The sequence below is a fragment of the Allobaculum sp. Allo2 genome, assembly GCF_022701175.1.
In the GTDB taxonomy this organism is placed as follows: domain Bacteria; phylum Bacillota_I; class Bacilli_A; order Erysipelotrichales; family Erysipelotrichaceae; genus Allobaculum; species Allobaculum fili.
In genome coordinates this window covers 1,607,691-1,624,282 of the sequence record NZ_CP078088.1, presented here as the reverse complement: position 1 = coordinate 1,624,282, position 16,592 = coordinate 1,607,691, and the positions used below count along the sequence as shown (strand labels likewise).

At 49.4% G+C, this 16,592-nt stretch carries 22 protein-coding genes, 2 pseudogenes and 1 other annotated feature; of the genes and pseudogenes, 9 read left to right on the top strand and 15 right to left on the bottom strand.

Translation table 11 applies throughout. The features are described from left to right. Positions 1-89 precede the first annotated feature (89 nt). The 3 genes from tnpB to KWG61_RS09060 all read left to right on the top strand — a co-directional run bounded on the left by tnpB (position 90) and on the right by KWG61_RS09060 (position 2,408). Entirely contained in the window at positions 90-476 is a 387-nt protein-coding gene (tnpB, locus tag KWG61_RS09070; protein ID WP_230268547.1) for an IS66 family insertion sequence element accessory protein TnpB, read from the top strand. A gap of 92 nt (positions 477-568) precedes the next feature. Beyond that, positions 569-1,012 carry a hypothetical protein gene (locus KWG61_RS09065; protein WP_242743428.1) on the top strand — a complete coding sequence of 148 codons (444 nt, stop codon included), beginning with the start codon at positions 569-571 and terminating at the stop codon, positions 1,010-1,012. Positions 1,013-1,049: 37 nt separating this feature from the next. Further along, positions 1,050-2,408 carry a transposase gene (locus KWG61_RS09060; RefSeq protein ID WP_242743384.1) on the top strand — a complete coding sequence of 453 codons (1,359 nt, stop codon included), beginning with the start codon at positions 1,050-1,052 and terminating at the stop codon, positions 2,406-2,408. Between the two features lie 158 nt (positions 2,409-2,566). On the opposite strand, the gene KWG61_RS09055 is transcribed toward KWG61_RS09060, so the two are convergent. From KWG61_RS09055 to KWG61_RS17385, 9 genes and pseudogenes are all read right to left on the bottom strand, one after another. Beyond that, positions 2,567-2,872: a (Fe-S)-binding protein gene (locus KWG61_RS09055; RefSeq protein ID WP_230268436.1), complete on the bottom strand. Its 306-nt coding sequence runs from the start codon at positions 2,870-2,872 to the stop codon at positions 2,567-2,569. A gap of 9 nt (positions 2,873-2,881) precedes the next feature. Then, the gene (locus KWG61_RS09050) at positions 2,882-3,064 is read right to left on the bottom strand and encodes a hypothetical protein (protein ID WP_230268427.1); all 183 of its coding nucleotides are present in this window, start codon (positions 3,062-3,064) and stop codon (positions 2,882-2,884) included. After that, positions 3,064-3,638 (bottom strand): annotated as a pseudogene (locus KWG61_RS09045) (electron transport complex protein RnfA). Before KWG61_RS09045 ends, KWG61_RS09050 begins: the two are co-directional and overlap by 1 nt. Continuing rightward, positions 3,638-4,342 (bottom strand): electron transport complex subunit RsxE, encoded by a 705-nt coding sequence (gene rsxE / locus KWG61_RS09040; RefSeq protein ID WP_242743513.1) that lies wholly within the window; start codon positions 4,340-4,342, stop codon positions 3,638-3,640. Before rsxE ends, KWG61_RS09045 begins: the two are co-directional and overlap by 1 nt. 11 nt (positions 4,343-4,353) lie before the next feature. Next, positions 4,354-4,794 carry an FMN-binding protein gene (locus tag KWG61_RS09035; protein WP_242743512.1) on the bottom strand — a complete coding sequence of 147 codons (441 nt, stop codon included), beginning with the start codon at positions 4,792-4,794 and terminating at the stop codon, positions 4,354-4,356. A gap of 82 nt (positions 4,795-4,876) precedes the next feature. Next, positions 4,877-5,116 carry an RnfABCDGE type electron transport complex subunit D gene (locus KWG61_RS09030; RefSeq protein ID WP_242743511.1) on the bottom strand — a complete coding sequence of 80 codons (240 nt, stop codon included), beginning with the start codon at positions 5,114-5,116 and terminating at the stop codon, positions 4,877-4,879. Beyond that, the gene (locus KWG61_RS09025; RefSeq protein ID WP_242743510.1) at positions 5,101-6,048 is read right to left on the bottom strand and encodes an RnfABCDGE type electron transport complex subunit D; all 948 of its coding nucleotides are present in this window, start codon (positions 6,046-6,048) and stop codon (positions 5,101-5,103) included. Before KWG61_RS09025 ends, KWG61_RS09030 begins: the two co-directional genes overlap by 16 nt. Positions 6,049-6,060: 12 nt before the next feature. Next, the gene (locus tag KWG61_RS17390; protein ID WP_367614173.1) at positions 6,061-6,891 is read right to left on the bottom strand and encodes a 4Fe-4S dicluster domain-containing protein; all 831 of its coding nucleotides are present in this window, start codon (positions 6,889-6,891) and stop codon (positions 6,061-6,063) included. Next, a complete protein-coding gene (locus tag KWG61_RS17385) occupies positions 6,780-7,289 on the bottom strand; it encodes a hypothetical protein (protein ID WP_367614172.1) in 510 nt (169 codons plus the stop codon). The genes KWG61_RS17390 and KWG61_RS17385 overlap by 112 nt, the downstream gene beginning before the upstream one ends. 590 nt (positions 7,290-7,879) lie before the next feature. Between KWG61_RS17385 and KWG61_RS09015 the strand changes: the two genes are divergently transcribed. The 3 genes from KWG61_RS09015 to KWG61_RS09005 are packed head-to-tail and all read left to right on the top strand — an operon-like array spanning position 7,880 to position 9,113. Further along, the gene (locus KWG61_RS09015) at positions 7,880-8,158 is read left to right on the top strand and encodes a hypothetical protein (protein WP_242743509.1); all 279 of its coding nucleotides are present in this window, start codon (positions 7,880-7,882) and stop codon (positions 8,156-8,158) included. 53 nt (positions 8,159-8,211) lie between these two features. Next, positions 8,212-8,445 (top strand): hypothetical protein, encoded by a 234-nt coding sequence (locus KWG61_RS09010; RefSeq protein WP_242743508.1) that lies wholly within the window; start codon positions 8,212-8,214, stop codon positions 8,443-8,445. Then, positions 8,442-9,113 (top strand): FAD:protein FMN transferase, encoded by a 672-nt coding sequence (locus KWG61_RS09005; protein ID WP_242743507.1) that lies wholly within the window; start codon positions 8,442-8,444, stop codon positions 9,111-9,113. The genes KWG61_RS09010 and KWG61_RS09005 overlap by 4 nt, the downstream gene beginning before the upstream one ends. A gap of 78 nt (positions 9,114-9,191) precedes the next feature. Here KWG61_RS09005 and KWG61_RS09000 read toward each other — a convergent pair whose 3' ends face one another. Together KWG61_RS09000 and KWG61_RS16250 are read right to left on the bottom strand one after the other, a co-directional pair. Continuing rightward, positions 9,192-9,419: a hypothetical protein gene (locus KWG61_RS09000; protein ID WP_242743506.1), complete on the bottom strand. Its 228-nt coding sequence runs from the start codon at positions 9,417-9,419 to the stop codon at positions 9,192-9,194. 238 nt (positions 9,420-9,657) lie between these two features. Further along, complete coding sequence (locus KWG61_RS16250) at positions 9,658-9,780, bottom strand: hypothetical protein (protein WP_256460657.1); 123 nt, start codon at positions 9,778-9,780, stop codon at positions 9,658-9,660. Positions 9,781-10,255: 475 nt separating this feature from the next. Here KWG61_RS16250 and rd point away from each other — a divergent pair, with 475 nt between their 5' ends. The 3 genes from rd to KWG61_RS08985 all read left to right on the top strand — a co-directional run bounded on the left by rd (position 10,256) and on the right by KWG61_RS08985 (position 12,287). Then, the gene (gene rd, locus KWG61_RS08995; protein ID WP_230268435.1) at positions 10,256-10,417 is read left to right on the top strand and encodes a rubredoxin; all 162 of its coding nucleotides are present in this window, start codon (positions 10,256-10,258) and stop codon (positions 10,415-10,417) included. 427 nt (positions 10,418-10,844) lie between these two features. Further along, positions 10,845-11,138: a hypothetical protein gene (locus KWG61_RS08990; protein WP_242743505.1), complete on the top strand. Its 294-nt coding sequence runs from the start codon at positions 10,845-10,847 to the stop codon at positions 11,136-11,138. Between the two features lie 597 nt (positions 11,139-11,735). Further along, positions 11,736-12,287, top strand: coding sequence for a transposase (locus KWG61_RS08985; RefSeq protein ID WP_256460856.1), 552 nt, complete (start codon positions 11,736-11,738; stop codon positions 12,285-12,287). A gap of 70 nt (positions 12,288-12,357) precedes the next feature. Here KWG61_RS08985 and KWG61_RS08980 read toward each other — a convergent pair whose 3' ends face one another. The 4 genes and pseudogenes from KWG61_RS08980 to sepF form a co-directional block, all read right to left on the bottom strand. Continuing rightward, entirely contained in the window at positions 12,358-12,543 is a 186-nt protein-coding gene (locus KWG61_RS08980) for a hypothetical protein (RefSeq protein ID WP_242743504.1), read from the bottom strand. Between the two features lie 38 nt (positions 12,544-12,581). Then, positions 12,582-15,321: pseudogene (gene ileS, locus KWG61_RS08975) on the bottom strand (isoleucine--tRNA ligase). A 41-nt stretch (positions 15,322-15,362) separates the two neighbouring features. Continuing rightward, positions 15,363-15,573: a binding site (T-box leader), on the bottom strand. A 15-nt stretch (positions 15,574-15,588) separates the two neighbouring features. After that, the gene (locus KWG61_RS08970) at positions 15,589-16,242 is read right to left on the bottom strand and encodes a YlmH/Sll1252 family protein (protein ID WP_242743503.1); all 654 of its coding nucleotides are present in this window, start codon (positions 16,240-16,242) and stop codon (positions 15,589-15,591) included. 117 nt (positions 16,243-16,359) lie between these two features. Continuing rightward, on the bottom strand, positions 16,360-16,572 hold the full coding sequence (sepF, locus tag KWG61_RS08965) for a cell division protein SepF (RefSeq protein WP_242743502.1): 213 nt from the start codon (positions 16,570-16,572) through the stop codon (positions 16,360-16,362). Positions 16,573-16,592: the final 20 nt, after the last annotated feature.

Sequence of the window (16,592 nt, the reverse complement as noted above, 5' to 3'; positions counted from 1 at the left end):
ACAGGTAAAAAGCGTAAGCGTCAAATAAAAGACGGGTATTTTCTCGACCGCCTCCTTGGGATAATTCCTTTATTCAAGGAGGCTTTTTCATGGAATCAATCATCCCTGCAATCGATCTCGGTATCGATTTCTCCAAAGTTAAAAACATCTATCTGGCTCAGATGCCTGCTGACCTTCGCAAAGGAATTGACGGTTACGTCTCCCTGGTTCAAGGACCTCTCGCTCTGGATCCGCTGGATGGATCCCTCTTTCTCTTCGTTAATCGACAGAAGAACAAGATCAAAGGTATCCTTCGTGACGGAAATGGATTCTGGCTTGTTTATAAGCGACTCTCCAGATCTTCCCTTCAGTGGCCTGTCAGCACTGACCAGTCCGACTTCATGCGAATTGACTGTTCGCAGCTGGCTTCTCTGCTTTCCGGTCTGTCGATTGTTCCCCAGCCGGCATTTCTGCCACGAACTTATAAGTATGTTTAAACCAATTTAAAAGGATGATTTTCTTGAAGGAATATCAAGATAAATCATCCCATTTACTTTATCTATCGCTCTAAATATGTTAAAATTAATACATGAATGTGCCGAACCCTTACCAGACAATCCGCAACGAGCTCCTCGAAGATCTTCATCATCAGATCAGCACCATGACGGAAGAAGAGAAAGACAAATTTATTGAGGATATGTACCTGGATCTCTATTTCGCTAAAGAAATCAATAAAGCCGTGAAAAGCGGCCGCTTTGGTCCTTCTACGGAAAAGATGGTTCCCTTGAAACTGGATTACTCTGAAAACGAGGACGGCGGCCCAGATATCAATATTCTGAATAAACAGCTGGCTCAGCTTGATCTGAAAGCCGATGTTTGTTTTAACCGGGCTGCGAAATATCAGGAAGAGGGAGACCGCTATCGTAAAGAAGCTGAAGATTTAAAGCTCAGTTCTGTTGAAGGAAGCAAGAAAAACCTTCCACCAAGTGCAGAAAGCAGGAAGCGGTCAAAGAAACCACTACCTTCAGTGTAGAAGGGAAAAGCGCATTTGCCCAGTTTGCGGCTGTGAGATGAAAACTGTTGGAATGAAACGTCACTATAGGATTCATCGGATTCCCGCTCGCTATAGGCTGGAAGAAGTGCTGCGTGAGACAGTCGCGTGCCCAAACAAGTGTACGGATGAAAACGGGAAAGCCATCATCCGCACCGCCGAACCTGACGAGCCTGCACTGATCGACAAGAGTGTCGCAACTTCCTCTATGGTCGCGGGAATTGCCTACGATAAGTTCGTAATGGGAACCCCGGCCTATCGTCAGGAAAAGCACCTGAGTCTCACGGGACTGCCGATCAGCCGTCAGACCATGGGCAACATCCTGGAAAAAACTTACGATCTTTATCTGAAGCCCCTCGTAAAACAAATGATTGAGGATCTCCCAAACTGTAACGTCGTCCATATGGATGAGACGGTTTTAAAGTGCACGGAGGTTAAAGATCGAAAACAGTCTTCTATGGTTGTCGCCGTCAGCGGAATCTATGAAGAGAACCAGATGGCTGTCTATAAGTTTTTCCCTTACAAGAAACAGGAGTTCGTAATCGCCCTCCTTGGCGGTTCTTTTCGTCATGCCCTTATGACAGACGGGCTTTATGCATATGCCAACTACTATGGCCCCTGCAGAAAGCTCAACTGTATGGCCCATGCGAGAAGAAAGATCTTCGAAGCCATCAAAGTCCGGTCAGACTTCGCGCAGTATCAGGCAGACGTCCTGAAGTGGGAAAAGACCACACTGGAGAACGACGAAGAGGCCGCAGAAGCGGCAGCCCAGCTGGACGAAACAGAGAGACCCGAACCAAGTCCGGGTCTCCAGATTCTGCTCACAGCCCTGTCTCTGTTCGGGAAGCTCTACCACATCGAATCCCACGTTGCTTCTTACTCGCACGAGGCGAGAACCGAAGTTCGGCAGGAACTTTCAAAGCCCTGCTTTGAAAGACTCACAAGAGTCATGATGGAGATTCAGAGTGGATTCGAGGAAAGAAGCACCGCCTACAGAGCAGCCAAGTACTTCATGGATCGAGCGAACTCGTTGGGAAGGTACCTGGAAGACGGTGATTATCCGATCGACAATAATGTGGCAGAAAGAGCCGTAAAGCCATTCGTGATCAATCGCAAAAACTTCCAGACTACGAAGAGTATCAAAGGTGCGGAAGTCGTCGCAGCGTTTATGACTTTGTTTCGATCGGCTGAAATGAACGACTTAAATCCAGAGCGCTACATGGAGTACGTTCTGGATGAACTCAAATGGTTCAAAGACGATGAAATCGCGGTAGATGTATTGAAGTCACTTCTGCCGTATTCAAAGGATTTACCTGAATATCTTCGAATTGGATACCGTGGACCGGATCCGAAGTATGAAGAAAACGATGAAGAATAAAAAATACGCCAAGCGGGATCTCGAAAGGGATCCCGTTTAGCGTATCTAATATTCAGTCTCGCGTATACCCGTCGATTGTTTGACACTTACAAAAAGCGGTTTCACTACTGTGAATATAAAAAGGACGCCGCAGCGTCCTTCTGTATTCTGTATCGAAATTAACCTTTGATCGTAACGGTTTTTCCGTCTGGACCCGGTGTGTTTTTCAGGTAGTCGATAATTTCGGCTTTGGCATCCGCTTTGCACGGTTTGCACTTCCAGGAGTCGGTATCTCCGCTGACCATGGCGTCCGCGAAACCGCTGCAGCCTGGATAGCCGCAGCCGCCGCAGTTGTAGCCTGGCAGCTTGGAGGTAACAAACTCAACACGCGTATCGGGTTCCACATGGAATACTTTGGCAGCGACGCCAAGTCCTGCGCCCAGAATGGCGCCCAGAACGAGCATCATCAGAATAGCCTGTACCATCATGTGACCTCAACTTTCTTCTTTAGGATGGTTCGGGCACGAGAGATCCCGGCAGCCCGAACAGTCCGGAGTGAGATTTTCGCATCCTTCCGGCTTCGGTGTCTTTCTGTTTTTAAGAAACAGGAAGACATACAGACCGACCAGCGCTCCGAAAAACAGGATCGCCAGAAGAATACGTCCGATGTTATCCATTAAATGATTCCTGTCAGTCCGGAGAAGGCCATGGCCATGAGGCCGGCAACGATCAGAGCGACAGGGTTGCCTTTAAAGCAGGCAGGAACATCAGCGGTATCGAGACGTTCGCGGATGCAGGAGAAGATGTACAGCACCAGAGCGAAGCCTAACGGAGTACCGATTGTGTATACGAGCATGTGTGCAATGTCGTATCCGTTGGAGATGTTAACCAGGCAGACGTTGAGTACAACGCAGTTGGTCGTGATCAGCGGCAGATAAACACCTAGGGATTTGTACAGAGCAGGTGACTTCTTTTGAGGAACATTTCCGTGAGCTGTACAAGCGAAGCGATAACAAGAATAAAAGTAACCAGGTCCATGTATTCCAGTTTGAGAGGAACAAGAACCAGGTAGTAAAGCGCGTAGGTTACAACACCGGCTGCGAAAATGACGAAGACAACCGCCATGCCCATGCCCAGCGCGCTCGATTTCTTTCTGGATACACCCATGAACGGGCAGAGACCCAGGAACTGGTTCAGAATCGCGTTGTTGAGCAGAACGGAAGTGATCAGAAGAGCAATCAGTTCACCGATCATACATTAAGCCGCCTTTCCGGCTGCCGCTGCTTTAGCGGCTGCCTCTTTCTGTGCTTTCTGGGCAGCTTCTTCTTTTTGGCTGCATGGCTCTTATAGGCTGTCAGTGCAGCAGCCAGGCAGGCAAAGGTAACAAAGGCACCCACCGGAGAACCAAACAGAGAAATGGTAAAGCTTTCCGGAATCAGAGTAATGGAGAAGAGCGTCTGCGCCTCGTTGAACGGGTTGGTCATGGACAGAACGCCAGTGGACAGAATCTGACGGATCAGAGACATGGCCAGTACGGCGAGCAGATAGCCAAGACCCATTCCCAGACCGTCGAGTGCGGAATCCCATACACCGTTTTTGGAAGCGAAGGCTTCGGCACGGCCAAGGATGATGCAGTTTACAACGATCAGCGGAATGAAGACGCCAAGAGAAGTATCCAGAGCCGAGGCATACGCCTTAATCAGCAGCTGGATAATTTTTACAAGCGTAGCGATGATGACGATATAAACCGGGATACGGATATCGTCGGGAACAAGCTTGCGGATTGCGGAAATGATCATGTTGGAAACAATCAGAACGCAGATTACCGCAACACCCATACCAATCGCATTGTTAAGACTTGTGGTAATGGCCAGAGTAGAGCAAAGGCCAAGGTACAGTCCGAAAACAGGGTTTTCCTTGATCAGACCGTTTTTGAAGTTTTGCATTCGATTCATCTGACGGTCTCCTATTCTACTTCAGAAGCCAGCTCTGCACATTTGTTAATGGCATCGACTACAGGCTGAGAAGTCCTTGTGGCACCGGAAATGGTATCGAGTTCTCCGGCAGCATCCTTTCCGATAATGGACTGCGCAAACGGCTCATCCATAATCTGCGAACCGATGCCTTTGGTGTCGCCGTTGGAAATGGCCTTGAAGGCGCTGATCGTTCCGTCGTCATTGTTAATGCCGACAAGGAACGTGGTTCCGCCGTCATAGCCGGCTACAGTGCACTTGAAGATGACAATATTTCCTTCATAGGTGTAAACGCCTTCGACTTCCGGGTTGTCCGGTGTGATGTCGGCGGTATCTACGACCTTGAAGTCGTCCACGGAAGCTTCCGGATACATTTCCAGAAGCGAAGCCTTTTCGGCTTTTTCATCATTGGACTTGATGACCGGAGCGGTCATGGAGTTGGCAAAGGAGAGCGCGCCGCCTGCGATGGCAGCAACGACGGCCAGGAAGATGGCCAGGTAAGCTGGACTGTCTTTTTCATGACTTACGCCCCTTCCCTTCGTTTTCTGTATTCATTACGAGTACAGCGGTTTCCTTCAGTTCAGACGGAATGGCTCTCTGCGGTTTTTCCGTAGCACCATAGAAGCCGACGCACACGGCAAATACAGCAGCGCAGGCAATCATGGTCCAGGCCTTTTTCATCTGTTTGAGCTGCGGAGCGTCCAGAGCGGATTCAATCATCGGCGTGAAGGTATTCATGATCAGAATGGAGTACATGCATCCTTCCGGCAGGTTGCCTTTACACGAATCAGAACGGTAATGGCCGCTGCGCACATCGCAAAGAAAATGCGTCCGGATGGAACGGTCGGCATCGTTACCGGATCGGTCAGCATGAATACGCCGCCGAAAATAACGCCGCCCGTCAGCAGGTGAAGCAGAGGGTACCAGATGAATCCGGGAACACCGTGCCAGGATTCGATTCCGGTCGCAATGGCGATAATCATGGAGATCACCGCGATGGTTCCAAGATAGAACACAGGAATACGCCAGTCGATGACGTTTTTGACAATAAGCCAGATGCCGATCAGAAGGATCAGCAGAGACATCGTTTCACCGATTGCACCAGGGTAGAAGCCCATGAACAGGCTCGACCATCCGCCTACGGAATCGAGGTAGGCATCCAGCGCCGCTTCGGTTCCCGGCAGCCAGTTGAAGGCGTTGGCCATCAGCGTAGTCGGGGTTGCACTGGTTGTAACCAGAGACGCGGTCGCTGCACCGGAGAAGGAAGCAAAGATGACTGCACGGCCTACAGCAGCCGGGTTGAAAATGTTAAATCCAAATCCGCCGAACACCAGACGGCCAAATACGATCGCAAAGATCGTCGCGATAATTACCGCATAAGGCGGGATGGTGATCGGGCACATCATAACGAGAATCAGGGACGTTACCCATCCAAAGGAGTGGGTGATGAAATCCTTGATGTTCTCTTTCTTTACTTTCGCAAAGATAGCTTCGCACACGAAGGTGGTGATCAGCGAGCAGCCTAGAAGCAGAAGCGCCTGCAGACCGAACGCTGCACCCCAGCGAACGAAGTAATAAATATCGGAAGCCGCAAACACAATCAGAAGACCAATGGTCAGATTGCGCATGATTTTCTGCGTGGAATTCGACGACTGAAGGTTCGGGCTTACATGAAAGGCAAATTTCATTCTCGTATCCCTCTACTTTCTCTTCGCCTTCATAGCCATCGTACGCTTGGCTTTGCGGACATTTTCGGTAACCTGAATGTGGCTTGGGCAGACATAGGTGCACAGGCCGCATTCGATACAGAGCATCGCACCGCGTTTTTCCATTTCCACGGTGTCGTTGGCCTTGACCGCATTGGAAATGCGAACCGGCTGCAGGCCCATCGGGCAGTGTGCGGTACAGCGTCCGCAACGCATGCAGGTCATTTCCGGCTCGTTTTCGTTTTTCAGAACGGTGATCGCGTTCATGGCGCGGTCAATGCAGATCTGATCGGAAACCATGGCCTTGCCCATCATTGGACCGCCGGCAATCAGCTTGAGCGAATCCACTTTTTCGATGAAGCCGCCGAGCTGTTCGATGATTTCCGCCACGCACATGCCGACCGGTACAAAAACGTTTACCGGATACTTCAGCCCTTCACCGGAGAAGGTTACGTATTTCTTGGAGAGCGCTTCGCCGTTTTCAAAAGCGTGCGCAACCAGAATCGCGGTTTCCGCGTTGTTTACGATAACGCCGCATTCGCCAGGGAGACGATCGTATTCTCTCTTGAGAATCGTACGGATCAGGGTACGTTCGCCGCCCATTGGGTAGACATCGGGTACAGGGGTTACTTCGATGCCGGCTGCGTTTTCACGGCTGATTTCTTCACGGATGTAGTTAATCAGGTCCGGGTGCGTTTTCTTGACACCGATTTTTACGGTTTTGACTTCTGCCATTTTCTGCAGAATGCGCACGCCATGTACGAAGTCCTGTACTTCATCCATGATGCATTTGTAGTCCGCGGTAATATACGGTTCACATTCCACGGCGTTGATAATGAGGGTGTCGATTTTTCCACGTTCAGATACTTCACGTAGGTCGGGAAGCCGGCACCGCCCTGACCGATGATACCGGCGTTCTTAACAAATTCGACCATCTCTTCGTGACTCGCGCGAGTCCAGTCAAGCGGTTCAAAAGCCTGCTGTTTTTCCTGGACAGCATCCAGCTCAATCACCATGTGCGGCTGAGGTTTCAGACTGTTATGAGGCCGTTTGACAGTTCCTTTGTAGATACCGGAAACCGAAGAGTAAACAGGAACCGGAAATGCCGATTTGGTATTGGCAAGACGGGTACCGATCTTTACGTGGTCTCCTTCATTGACGAGGATTTCAACCTGCGAATTGTTGCCTGCGAAAAGAGGAATATAAACTTCCTTTTTCGGCATGAGAGTTTTCGCATCGCTGTGATCCGTCAATCCTTTTCTACCAGGGATGTGCTGACACATTGGCCCTAATAAAAGTGACATACTTTTCTTCCTTTCAATGCAGTTCAACCCAATTTTAGTAACCATTGCATAGAAAATCAAATGCGGCTAACACATTTATTTGACAATTCGTATCTGGTGTCTGCGGATTGTGGATTCCCTGTCGAACGCATCCAGGACTTTGCCTTCCCCATACAGAGCGATACAGAGCGCCAAAGCGCATGCCCAGACCTTTCCCTGCAGACGTCAGAATGGAAAATTTGCAGAGTCGAGCCGAATTTTCGACATACGGGAAGTCTTGCTTAAACGGAAGCCCTGTTTCAAAATCCGGTATACTGTTACCGGTCTGCCTGCGCATTCTGCAAAACAGACCAGTTCTCCTCGCGCAGATTCCGGTGCTATCCCTGCAACCTGGAAAAACGCCCTGACGGAACACCAAACGGAACCTCCAGACGGATTCGTCCATTTCGGCGAGTTCGCAGTTCTTACGGCCTGCCCGGAGTTCCCTGCTTACGATCCATACTTACCCATATAAAATAGGAAAGAAAATTATGCCAAACGAAAACGATCAAAACGCTTCAGCATCGTCAGACGCTCCTGCAGCTGCCGGAGAGGAAGCCCAGACGAATACAAATACCGAAAATTTAAAAGAGAACGAAAACGAAAATTTCTCGTCCCAAAACAAATCCGAGTTCAAAAACGATTCCGAAAACAAAAACGATCTAGAGGAAAACGATAAAGATAGCAATAAAGAAAAGGAAAAAACAGACCAGAGCACAAAAACCATATCGGTGCCTGGATTGTTGCCGCCATCTGCGTACTGGCGCTGACGATTTCCTTTACGCTATATCTTTCTTCGCCCAAAGACGCATCCAAAGGCGAAGTGCAGTCGCGCTCGACAACGATGATTGATGTCGGATTCGATACCCCGGTCACCTTCAAGACCACCAGCAATGAAGCCGATTTTGACCGCTGGCTTCAGATCGTCCGCGATACCTTTCTGGAATGTTCGGCCATCTTTGATGCCGTCAACCCGCCAGCCGACGATACCGTCGTCAGCCTGTACACGATCAATAACGCCCCGCGCAATACGCCTTTTGAAGTGGACGAAAAATGATCGAAGTCTACAACGACGCCCTTCAGATTCATGCCGTCAATAACAAGTTCGATCCGGCGCAGGGCAATCTCACCGCCTTATGGCGAGCGGTCATGGACGAGAGTGATCCTGTCCTTCCTTCTGCACAGGAAGTCGAAGATGCCATCAACAAAGATTCCGTGAACGGCGTTAAAGTCGATGGAAACACCATCACGCTGACCGGCGAAGACGCCGCCCTCGATTTTGGTGCTATTGCCAAAGGCTATACCGCACAGCTGGCTGCCGATCGTCTGGTCGAAGCCGGTCTGGAAGAAGGCCTGATCAATGCCGGCGGCAACGTCGTTCTGATCGGCCACAAGCCGGACGGCAAAAACTGGAAAGTCGGCATTCAGGATCCGGATGGCAGCGATTCCCTTCTCACCTGCTCGCTTGCAGATCCCTCCTGCTTTGTAACATCCGGCGACTATCAGCGTTACGTCCTGATTGACGGACAGCGCTACGCCCATATTGTCGATCCGACCACCGGCTATCCAGCCCGTTACATGCGCTCCGTTACCGTCGTGGATCAGGATTCTGCCTACTGCGACGGCATGTCGACCGCTCTGTTTTGCATGAGCGTTGAAGACGGCCTAGCTCTCTGTAAAAGATCGGTCTGCAGGCCATCTGGATCGTCGATAAAGGAACCGTGAACGTAACCCCGGATCTTTCCACCGATACTTTCGATATTTATCTCACCGATGGAATGAAAGATCTGGTGACGCTCAAAGCTAAATAACCCCTTCTCTGGCCCATTCTTTTCCCCAGTAATAAAACGGCGTTTCTTCCCTGCGGCATAAAAGCCGATCGGAAAGAAACGCCGTTTTTGCAAAGGTACGTTGCATGCGACCCAGCACGCAGAAAAAGAAAGACTTACAGGCAGAGCGATTAAAGAGCACGGGCGAACCGATCACGGAAGCCTCTTTGAAAGGTGAGTAAGTCAAAGAGAAGGCTTCCACTTGGTTTCAGGCAAGTGTCCCGTAAGGATTGTGATATGCAAATATACGCTCGCCGATCTGGCGGGTCTTCGGATCCAAAGAAAAAGCAGGTGCTCCATGACATCCTGGTACGAATAGTATTTATACAGTCCGCGGTTTCCGCAGCTGGGATCGGTGTTGACTCCATAATAATTCAGAATGCATTTGGGAAGAAATCCTCGAAAATACTGATCACCCAGAAGTTCGATTTCAATCTGGACTACCCTTTGCTTTCAAAGAGATATTCATACAGAATTTTCCCCGCCATCAAATCCAGCGAAGGCACCAGCACTTCAATGTTTTCGTATTTCTCGATTTTTGGAATTGGCTCAGAATTGGACATTTTTCTTTCCTCCGTTTAATGCCAGGATACCAGGCGGATTGGCGGATTCCAATCCAGACCAGGAAGAGAATTCAGGCTTTTTCCTGCCATATTTAGCGCAGGGCTGCTTTTAAATCGCAGCTGAAACAGCAATACAGACAAAGGAAAACCTGAGGCGAATTAACGGCCTCAGGTCTGATGGATTTGAAATCAGTTTCTATGCACTTTCTGCCCAGGACAAAACGCTAAGTTCAAAAGGTACAGCATGCGTTTGTCTTACTGTGAGTCCGGTTCTGCTCCCTCGATCAGCACTCTGATTCCCTGTCTCTAAATTCTTTTTGCCATCGCACTTTTCGGATTTTATCCCTCTGCATTCTCTGGAGACGGCCGATTTTTAAATTGCCTTCTCTCCCGGTAAAAACAGCGGCTTTTCGGACTTTGACCAAACGGTTCCATGGTATACTTTATGTGGTTTTAAACATAAAGGAGATACACAATGGACAAGTACGTTTGCACACTTTGCGGATATGAGTACGATCCGGCTGTCGGCGATCCCGATAACGGCATCCCAGCTGGAACCGCATTCGAAGATCTTCCTGAAGACTGGGTTTGCCCTCTTTGCGGAGCTTCGAAATCCGATTTCGAAAAAGTTGAATAATCACAAACCCATCCAAAAAACAGTCTTTGTCTGGACAGCCGTCCAAACGAAGGCTCTTTTTCATTCATAGGCCCCGCGCGCGGCGGCCCACCCTTGGTTAGTTGAAATATGGATGAGGGCTCGTTGAGCCCTCTTTATTATTTTTAATGAATTTCTCTTCGCAATTTCGATTCCTGATAGAATCGCTTTGTACCAGAGCACTGGAAAAGCACGTTACGCAAATAATTCATAATGATAATTATTTACCTTTCATGAGACTGTTTTTTATAAGCCGCTGCCGATTCGAATAGTACCCTTGGATAGAAATTCATTACGAATAGTCTGCACATTTTGTTTAGGCCGTCAGCTTCATCAGATTGGCGAGCTCTTACAGAAAGAATCGACTTCTCTGCTCTGGTTCCTGTTTCTTTCAGAAAGGAGCTTAGACATGACCATTCAGATTCAAAAGTCCGTCTGCGCCGGACTCGATGTTCATAAAAACAATGTCTACGCCTGCGTCTGCTGTTCTGTGAAAGATCCTAAAACCAATGTGGATGTTCTCAAGCTCAAATCGAAAAAGTTCAGATCCAACCATACGGATCTTTCTGAGATGTGTGACTGGATTCTTGAGATGACGAAGAAAATTCTGAAATCTCAGCCGCATGATCCGATCGATGTCTACATGGAATCCACCGGAAAATACTCCACACCGGTTTACGACGTCTGTGAAGAGAAAAGCTGATTCCGCATATAGTCAATCCAAAACACGTGCGGATGATCACTGGTCAGAAAACAGACCAGAAGGACGCTGCGTGGATCGCAGAACTGGGAATTAACGGCCTTCTCAGGGAATCCTATATTCCCGAACGGCGCATTTGAGAAGCCAGACGACTGTCACGCACGCGGACAAAACTTGTTTACGTCAGAGGCGACGATATCCGTCGCATTCGAAATATCCTGACCGAAGCCAATATCCGACTTGATTTGATCTTCTCGGGTGTTGAAGGGGAATCGGCAAGGAATGTTATCCAATACCTGCTGGACACGGAGGTGCCGGTATTGGAAGAAGTACAGAAGCGGATTCGTAAATCGTGCAGTATCGTCAAGTTTGCCAATGCTCAGGAGCGTAAAGAAAAAGAAGAAGAACTTTATAAAGCGTTCGCCGGCGCCAAGTTCTCCCCTCGCAGAAATTTGAGCTCAAATCCGCCTATCAAAGAATTGACCATACGGCTAAGCAGATTCAAGACTACGAATCTATGATGCAAGAAACTCTTGAACCTTTCAAGAGCCAGCTTGAACTTCTGGAGTCAATTCCTGGGATTTCCCATCTCTCGGCGAAATCGGTCCGAAAATGGATTGCTTCGTAAACGTGAAGCACTTTATAAGCTGGTGCGGCCTTTGTCCCGCAAGTAATCAGAGTAACGGAAAGCACAAATCAGTGAAGATAGGAAAGGGTGGGAGATACCTGAAGCCTGTACTGATTCAGTGCGCTCTCAACGCCGTTAAAAATCCATATTTTGGCAATAAGTATAAAGCCATTTCTGGCAGACGCGGCAAGAAGAGAGCTCTGGTGGCTATTGCGAGAAAAATGATGACAGCAGCCTATCACATGCTTCGAACCGGAGAATTTTTCCGGCCCGGTGATGAATCTGATGTATCGAATACAGCGGTCCCGGCTGAGAACGAGACGGTTGAAGAAAACAGCTGCACCGAAGCCGAGAATTTCGTGGAATTGGAGAACGTCCACGAAATTCAGAAAACGGCCGTAGAACGGGTTGAACTGACAAAAGAATCAGATCCAGTTCTTATTGAAAAGGTGCAGATCCTGCTTAAACAGATTGGAATTCCCCTTCAACTGGCAGAAAAAACAACCAAGTCATTGTTGGTATAACGCAAAATACAAATGATGACGGCTAAGAAAAATTTCCCTTCGCAAGGAGGGCTTTTCGTCGTGCCTTAAATCATCTAAAGACTTTCACATTTTTTCGAATTTTTCCAGTTTCAAATTCTTTGCGGACGGCCAGCTGCTTTTCAAAATTATTTCTGCCTCGTGCTGCGAAAACAAAAGAGACTGCTTCAATCGGCCGAAAAATCGGCTGACGAGGCAGTCTCAAAAATCTTTCTTTAGAAAGCAGGGATTTGTCCATGACCGTTTCGGATCCGGACAGAAACCGGAAATTTTCGTTTATTCTACGCCGAGAACTTCTGCGCAGCGGTCGCATACGCCGCCTTCATGATGGCTGTGCGTATAGTTGCGGCATCTTTCGCAAAGATGTCCGTCCGTATGTTTCACTTCGATCTCGCATACCGAATACGGCTTGAGCGATTCGTCCGTGAACTCAGCGGACTCGACCATCAGCCACTGAGCCGGATTGGAGATGTACTCCTCTACGATACTGCGCAGTTCATCATTGGCATGGATGCGCAGAACGGCTTCGTTGGATTTTTTCAGAACGCCGTCGGTCTTGGCTTCTTCAAGAGCCTTCAGTACGTCCTTGCGCAGCGCAAGCGCGGTTTCCATGTTCTTTTTCAGTTCTGTGGTGTCTTCGATCAGACCGGATTTAACAAACTCGGAAAGGTGGATGGATTCTTCATCGAACTTCATGAGGTCGTTGATCTCTTCGGCGGTGTGCGCCAGGATTGGAGCCCAAAGACGAGTCAGAATCGAAGCCGTGAGATACAGAACGGTCTGGATTTCGCGGCGGTCTCTCGAATCTTCTGCATCGCAATAGAGGATATCTTTCGCGTAGTCGAGGTAGTAGCTCGAGAGCTCGTTAGTCATCAGGATCACCATCAGGTTGACCGCATCTGAGAAACGGTATTCGTTGTACGCCTTGCGGACTTCATCAACCGTATCGTCGAGCAGAGCGAGGATGAACTTGTTCTGCGGCGAAAGCGTTTCAACATCGAGCAGATCGTCCTTGCCAAACGTATTGCTGTCCAGGTTGCCGACGAGGAAGCGGAAGGTGTTGCGGACTTTGCGGTACGTATCGGATACCTGTTTGAGGATATTGTCGCCTACTGAGCAGTCGGCCTGATAGTCCACCATGCACGCCCAAAGACGCAGCACGTCCGCACCGAACTTGTTGGTGATTTCCGCCGGAGCCATGGCGTTCCACAGGGATTTGGACATTTTGCGTCCCTGTTCGTCCATGATGAATCCGTGGGAAAGAACCTGTTTGTACGGAGCCTGTCCGTATACGGCGGTTCCAATGATCAGAGAAGAGTTGAACCAGCCGCGATACTGGTCGGACCCTTCAAAGTACAGGTCTGCCGGATAGCCGAGGCCGCGTTTTTCATCGCGCCCGTATGGGAGCTTCCGGAGTCAAACCATACGTCCATCGTATCGGTTTCCTTCGTGAAGAGACCGTTTGGCGAATGTTCGTTCGTATAGCCTTCCGGAACGAGATCCTTGGCGTCGCGTTCGAACCATACGTTGGATCCGTATTCGCCGATCAGCTTTGCTGCATAATCAAACAGAACCGGATCCATCAGCGGGGTGCCGTCTTCGCCATACAAAATTGGAATAGGTACGCCCCAGGCACGCTGACGCGAAATGCACCAGTCGGCACGGTCGGCGATCATGTTGTTCATGCGGTCTTCGCCCCATGCCGGTACCCAGGAAATGGAGTGGATCTGATCGAGGAGCTGATCACGGATTTTATCGATGGAAGCAAACCACTGTGTTGTCGCACGGAAGATGATCGGCTTTTTCGTACGCCAGTCGTGCGGATAGGAATGGACGATATCTTCACGGCTCAGCAGCGCACCTTTTTCGGTCAGCCAGTCGATGACGATCGGATTGGCTTCGTCTACGGTTTTGCCGGCCAGACGCGGTCCGCAGACATCCATCATGCGGCCCTGCGCGTCAACGTTTACGAAGACAGGCAGACCGTACTTGCGGCCGATCATGAAGTCGTCCATACCAAAGCCAGGCGCGGTATGAACCAGACCGGTACCGGAATCGTCAGTGACGTGTTCGCCGACCATAACGAGAGATTCCACTTCCGGATAAAGCGGATGAGTTGCGGTCATATATTCGAGATCCTTGCCAGGGATGATCTGGAGGACTTCGTAGTTTTCAATGCCAAAACGCTGCATCAGTTCTTCCACCATTGTGGAAAGCACGATCAGATTGCCCTGATCGGTTTTGACGCGGGCGTACTCAAAGCGGGGATGAACGGAAATACCGAGGTTGGACGGGATGGTCCATGGGGTGGTCGTCCAGATGACGAAATAGTCGTTTTCATCGAGGATGCTCTTGCCGTCCTTGACCTGGAATTTCACGTAGATCGTCGGCGAAGTTACATCCTTGTATTCGACTTCGGCTTCCGCGAGAGCGGTTTCGCTCGAAGGAGACCAGTAAACCGGTTTGAGGCCCTGATAGATCAGACCGTCTACCGCCATCTTTCCGAAAATACGGATCTGTTCTTCTTCAAAGTCCGGAGTCAGCGTGATGTAGGGATGATCGTAATCGCCGATCGATCCTAAAGCCAGGAAACCTTTTTCTGACGTTCTACCTGCTCGAGCGCAAATTCACGGCAGATCTTGCGGAATTCCGGGATACCGATTTTCTTGCGGTCATAGCCAAGCTTGGTTACCGCGGTTTCGATAGGGAGACCGTGCGTATCCCATCCGGGGATGTAAGGAACCTGGTAGCCCTGCATGAATTTCGATTTGTTAATGACATCCTTGAGGACTTTATTCATCGCATGACCGATATGGATGTCCCCGTTGGCATACGGAGGACCGTCATGCAGTACAAAAGGCTCACAGCCTTCGCGTTTGGCGAGCATCTTTTCGTAAAGATGTTCATCCTGCCAGCGTTTCTGAAAAACCGGTTCTTTCCTGGGGAGGTTTCCTCTCATTTCGAACGTCGTTTTCATCATCTGGAGGGTCGATTTATAATCGTTCTTTTTCTCCATTCTCTTACGTCCTTTCTGCAGACACAAAAAAGCCGCCCTTGTTTAAGGACGACAATGCGCGGTACCACCTTACTTCTTCAGGGCGTTTTCCTGAAGCACTCGCAGATAACGGTCTGCTTCCGGAAAAGAGTACTCCATTCCCTTTTCAGCTTCAAAGTGATACCCTGCAGATTTTTCATGCAGCCTTTTCACCAAACCGGCTGCTCTCTGCTTTCCAAATTCTGCAGGACGCGTCTTTGTCATTGCTTTTTCTGTTTACAAATTCATTTATTGATATTTCAGAATATTTACGATCAGTCTGCCTTTTCTGCTGACACCGTCGAGTTCGCCTATCATGAACTTTCCATGGCGGCGTACAGAGATGGTGTCATTATTGCACAGCACTTTCGCGGATTCAAGAATCGCATCATTGACTTTTACAAATCCCTGTGCAATCAGGCTTTTTGCGTCCGCTCTAGAGCAATGGGCAAGCGCTGCCACAATGCAGTCGGCGCGCATGCTTGCCGTGTTGATCTTGAGATGCTCAAAGACCGGTTTGGGCATTTCCAGCGGATCGCATTCTTCAAATTCGACGTGGGTTCTTGCGATCAGACGAATTTCCTGATGAATGAATTCAGCCAGATCGCTCTTGCAGACCAGATAGAGCGCATCCGGGCTTGCGACGATATCGCCGATGGACTCCCGCTTTAAGCCGGAGTGCATCAGGGCGCCGAGCACATCGGAATGCTTCAGCACTCTGGAAGAAGAGGCAGGCAGTTTTGCCTTCATTACGCAGCATTCCCCTGTTGGAATATACAGTCCGTCTTCTTCTGGATCGGGACGGTCAAAAGCCTCGTCGAGAATAAAGCGGCAGCGTACGGCGTCCGGATATCCGCCGTCAAATCGCCCGCCGGCTTTCGCGGCGATTCGGCCGATCTGCATTTTTTCAAAGGGGTTAAAAAACCGGTCATGAACGGTTTTCCAAATCGTTCAAAACGGTCGATGCCGTTCTGTACCGATCGAAAAACTGTTCATGACCGTTTGTGTTTTCCGCCATGATTACTGAGCAGATTCTTCTTCAGCTTCGTCGTTCAGGTTGATCGAGCCTGCTACGCCGATTTCTTTCGGATAGCAGAGAATTACATCCGGTCCGATATGCTTGAGCTCTCCGCCAAGGGCAAAGGCTACACCAGTCAGGAAGTCTTCCATGCGGCGAGCATATTCATCAGTCAGCTTGTGCAGGTTCACTACAACTGCGCGGCCTTCTTTCATGCGGTTGCCAGCCAGTTCCG

Excerpts from the sequence above, each read along its gene's own strand:
- tnpB (WP_230268547.1), top strand. The coding sequence starts at position 90 with ATGGAATCAATCATCCCTGCAATCGATCTCGGTATCGATTTCTCCAAA.
- KWG61_RS09065 (WP_242743428.1), top strand. The coding sequence starts at position 569 with ATGAATGTGCCGAACCCTTACCAGACAATCCGCAACGAGCTCCTCGAA.
- KWG61_RS09060 (WP_242743384.1), top strand. The coding sequence starts at position 1,050 with ATGAAAACTGTTGGAATGAAACGTCACTATAGGATTCATCGGATTCCC.
- KWG61_RS09055 (WP_230268436.1), bottom strand. The coding sequence starts at position 2,872 with ATGGTACAGGCTATTCTGATGATGCTCGTTCTGGGCGCCATTCTGGGC.
- KWG61_RS09050 (WP_230268427.1), bottom strand. The coding sequence starts at position 3,064 with ATGGATAACATCGGACGTATTCTTCTGGCGATCCTGTTTTTCGGAGCG.
- rsxE (WP_242743513.1), bottom strand. The coding sequence starts at position 4,342 with ATGAATCGAATGCAAAACTTCAAAAACGGTCTGATCAAGGAAAACCCT.
- KWG61_RS09035 (WP_242743512.1), bottom strand. The coding sequence starts at position 4,794 with ATGACCGCTCCGGTCATCAAGTCCAATGATGAAAAAGCCGAAAAGGCT.
- KWG61_RS09030 (WP_242743511.1), bottom strand. The coding sequence starts at position 5,116 with ATGTACTCCATTCTGATCATGAATACCTTCACGCCGATGATTGAATCC.
- KWG61_RS09025 (WP_242743510.1), bottom strand. The coding sequence starts at position 6,048 with ATGAAATTTGCCTTTCATGTAAGCCCGAACCTTCAGTCGTCGAATTCC.
- KWG61_RS17385 (WP_367614172.1), bottom strand. The coding sequence starts at position 7,289 with ATGCCGAAAAAGGAAGTTTATATTCCTCTTTTCGCAGGCAACAATTCG.
- KWG61_RS09015 (WP_242743509.1), top strand. The coding sequence starts at position 7,880 with ATGCCAAACGAAAACGATCAAAACGCTTCAGCATCGTCAGACGCTCCT.
- KWG61_RS09005 (WP_242743507.1), top strand. The coding sequence starts at position 8,442 with ATGATCGAAGTCTACAACGACGCCCTTCAGATTCATGCCGTCAATAAC.
- KWG61_RS16250 (WP_256460657.1), bottom strand. The coding sequence starts at position 9,780 with ATGTCCAATTCTGAGCCAATTCCAAAAATCGAGAAATACGAAAACATT.
- rd (WP_230268435.1), top strand. The coding sequence starts at position 10,256 with ATGGACAAGTACGTTTGCACACTTTGCGGATATGAGTACGATCCGGCT.
- KWG61_RS08990 (WP_242743505.1), top strand. The coding sequence starts at position 10,845 with ATGACCATTCAGATTCAAAAGTCCGTCTGCGCCGGACTCGATGTTCAT.
- KWG61_RS08980 (WP_242743504.1), bottom strand. The coding sequence starts at position 12,543 with ATGGACAAATCCCTGCTTTCTAAAGAAAGATTTTTGAGACTGCCTCGT.
- KWG61_RS08970 (WP_242743503.1), bottom strand. The coding sequence starts at position 16,242 with ATGCAGATCGGCCGAATCGCCGCGAAAGCCGGCGGGCGATTTGACGGC.
- sepF (WP_242743502.1), bottom strand. The coding sequence starts at position 16,572 with ATGAAAGAAGGCCGCGCAGTTGTAGTGAACCTGCACAAGCTGACTGAT.